Below are 3,064 nucleotides of genomic sequence, written 5' to 3'. Positions count from 1 at the left end.
TATTATATTTTATGTTAATTTTTATATTTTATTAGTTTTCCAAAATAAAAAATTTGCTTCGCTCATGTCGCCAACAGCTTAGTCCGTTGCTCAAGTAATAAAGTTAGAAATTAAAAAAGAATGAGTTTTCTCATTCTTTTTTCGGGAAGGTTAGATTGTTAAGAAATTATTGTTTGTGGCTACATTGATTTGCAGATGAACATCCATTGCAACCACAAGAGCACTTACTTTCTCCACTTCTAGCATTCTTTATAAAATTTTTACACGTTAAAATTACTATTAAAGCCGATCCTATTCCAATTAAGTAATTTATCATAATATCATCCCTTTATTTAAAAATTCGCTTCGCTTCATGTTGCCAAAATCGAAAAGCATATCGTCAACGATATATACTCGTTACCACTTCGTATAAATCCGTTACTCAAGCGAGATTCCTTTGCTTCCGCTTTAAGCCACTGCGTGAGCTCCATAAAATTTCAGGTAGCGACCTTGCTCAAAAATATATTTTTGATTTAGAAAATAAAACCACACACTATATATACTAAGAATGCAACTATCCACGCTACTAGCATTTGGAATCCTACTGTCATTAGAGTATCCTTCCAAGATCCCATTTCTTTTCTTATAGCTCCAACTGCTGCAAAACAAGGCATACAAAGTAAGTTGAAAGCCATATAAGAAAATGCTGCTGCTTTAGTAAATGCTGCTGCCACACCTGGAATTGCTGCACTACCTTCCATAGCAGCTTCTGTTATAGCATCACTTGCTCCAAATAATACACCAAATGTAGAAACTATATTTTCTTTTGCTATCCACCCTGTTACCACACCTACTGATGCTTTCCAGTTTCCAAATCCAAGTGGTGCAAATATCCACTGAATGCCTCTTCCTATTGATGCTAATATACTATCTTCCATTTCACACATGCCACTAAAGTTAAAGTTTGACAGTAACCAAATTAATATTGTAGATGCTAATATAACAGTTCCTGCTTTTATTGCAAATCCTTTAACTTTTTCAATACCATGCATAAATACGCTTCTTAAAGTTGGTATTCTATATTGAGGAAGTTCCATTATAAAGTTTGAAGCCTCACCTTTTATCACAAACTTACTTAGTATAAGTGCTGATATTACTGCTACCACTAAACCTAACATATAAATAGAATAGATTATTAAAGTTTGGTTACTATTTGCAAATAATGTTGCCGCAAACATTAAATAAATTGGTAGTTTAGCTCCACAAGACATAAAAGGAGTAATCATCATTGTTATTTTTCTATCTTTTTCATTTTCTAAAGTTCTGCTTGCCATAAGTGCTGGTACTGAACATCCAAATCCCATAAGTAATGGTATAAATGATTTCCCACTTAATCCAAACTTTCTAAAGATTTTATCCATTACAAAAGCAACTCTTGCCATGTATCCACTATCTTCAAGTACTGACATTAATAAGAATAGTACAAGTATTTGTGGTAAGAATGATACTACACCGCCAAGTCCTGCAAGTATACCATCACCAACTAAAGATAATGCCCATTCACTTGCCCCCATACTTTGTAAAGAAGTAAGTATAGTTTCAGTTAAAGGACCATCCCAAAAATCACAAACTAATGTTTGAAGATATACACCTATACCTAATGGACCTTCCCCAAATGTTATGGAGAATAATCCATACATTATTACTAAAAATGCTGGTATAGCTATTATTCTATTAGTTAGTATTTTATCTATTTTATCTGATGTAGTTTCAACTCTTTTACCATCTACTTTTTCTTTCTTTTTAACAGATTCACCTACAACATTTGATATAAATTTATATCTTTGGTCCGCAATTTCACCTTCTGCATCTCCATTTAACTTTTCATTAGCTCTATTTAATATAGATTCAATTTTTTTCTTTGTTTCTTCTGAAAGTTTTTCACTTTCTATTGAATCTTCTTCTAATAATTTAATACTTCTCCATCTAGAGTTTATCATTTGACTTTCATTATCATTAATATGACGCAAAATTTCTTCTAGAAAATCCTCAACATCCTTAGAATAAACCTTTAAATCTTTATTTTTCTCATTAGATGCTTTTTTAACTTCTTCCATTAATAGATCTACATTTTTACCACTTCTCGCAACAATAGGTACAACTTTTACACCTAAATGTTTTGATATTTTATCTATATCTATTTTTGTACCGCTATTTTCCACTTCATCCATCATATTTAAGGCTACAATAGTTGGAATTTCTGTTTCTAATATTTGAAGTGTTAAATACATATTTCTTTCTATATTGGTAGCGTCAATTATATTTATTAGTACATCAGGTTGTTCTTCTACAATATAATTTCTTGCCACTATTTCTTCTGCTGAATATGGTGATAAGGAATAAATTCCCGGTAAGTCCACTATATTCATATCTTTATTTCTTTTATATTTTCCCTCTTTTTTCTCTACTGTAACTCCTGGCCAGTTTCCAACATGTTGTTTTGACCCTGTTATTTCATTAAAAAGAGTCGTTTTACCACAGTTTGGATTTCCTGCTAAAGCAATATTTAAACTCATTGTATTCCCCTTCTTTACTATAATTGATTTACTTTTATTTGATTAGCTTCGTCTTTTCTTAAACTTAGCTCATATCCTCTTAAATTTACTTCTATAGGATCACCTAGTGGTGCAACTTTTACTATTTGTATTTCAACTCCTGGAGTAATACCCATATCCATTAATCTTCTTCTTGCAGGTCCTTTTTCTCCTAAGCTAATTACTGTTCCCTTTTGTCCAGGACTTAAATCTCTTAATGTTTTCATTAATCATTCCCCCTACTATTCCACTACTATTTTATTTGCCATCGCTTTATTTATAGCTATTTTTGTACTCTTAATTAATAATATAATTCCACTTGGATTTTCTGATATTACTTCAATTTTTTCACCTGGTAGAAATCCTAGACTTTGTAAATGTGATTTTACTGAATCTTTTCCTCTTAATTCTTTTATTTTTTTTATTTCTCCTAAAGAAACCATTGATAATAACATATAATCAACCCCTTTATATATCTTCAATTGATATTT

Annotated in this window: 4 protein-coding genes; all 4 read right to left on the bottom strand. The window is 31.0% G+C overall.

Annotation, left to right across the window (positions count from 1 at the left end):
* Positions 1-166 precede the first annotated feature (166 nt).
* The gene (locus NSA58_RS18010; protein ID WP_139045014.1) at positions 167-316 is read right to left on the bottom strand and encodes a FeoB-associated Cys-rich membrane protein; all 150 of its coding nucleotides are present in this window, start codon (positions 314-316) and stop codon (positions 167-169) included.
* Between the two features lie 196 nt (positions 317-512).
* The gene (gene feoB, locus NSA58_RS18005) at positions 513-2,555 is read right to left on the bottom strand and encodes a ferrous iron transport protein B (RefSeq protein WP_074079726.1); all 2,043 of its coding nucleotides are present in this window, start codon (positions 2,553-2,555) and stop codon (positions 513-515) included.
* Positions 2,556-2,572: 17 nt separating this feature from the next.
* On the bottom strand, positions 2,573-2,800 hold the full coding sequence (locus tag NSA58_RS18000; RefSeq protein WP_039678545.1) for a FeoA family protein: 228 nt from the start codon (positions 2,798-2,800) through the stop codon (positions 2,573-2,575).
* Between the two features lie 15 nt (positions 2,801-2,815).
* Positions 2,816-3,064, bottom strand: a 249-nt coding sequence (locus NSA58_RS17995; protein WP_257560776.1) for a FeoA family protein, incomplete at its 5' end; no start/stop codon positions are given.

This window comes from Terrisporobacter muris (genome assembly GCF_024621905.1).
Lineage (GTDB): Bacteria > Bacillota > Clostridia > Peptostreptococcales > Peptostreptococcaceae > Terrisporobacter > Terrisporobacter muris.
This window is presented reverse-complemented; position numbering and strand designations above follow the sequence as displayed.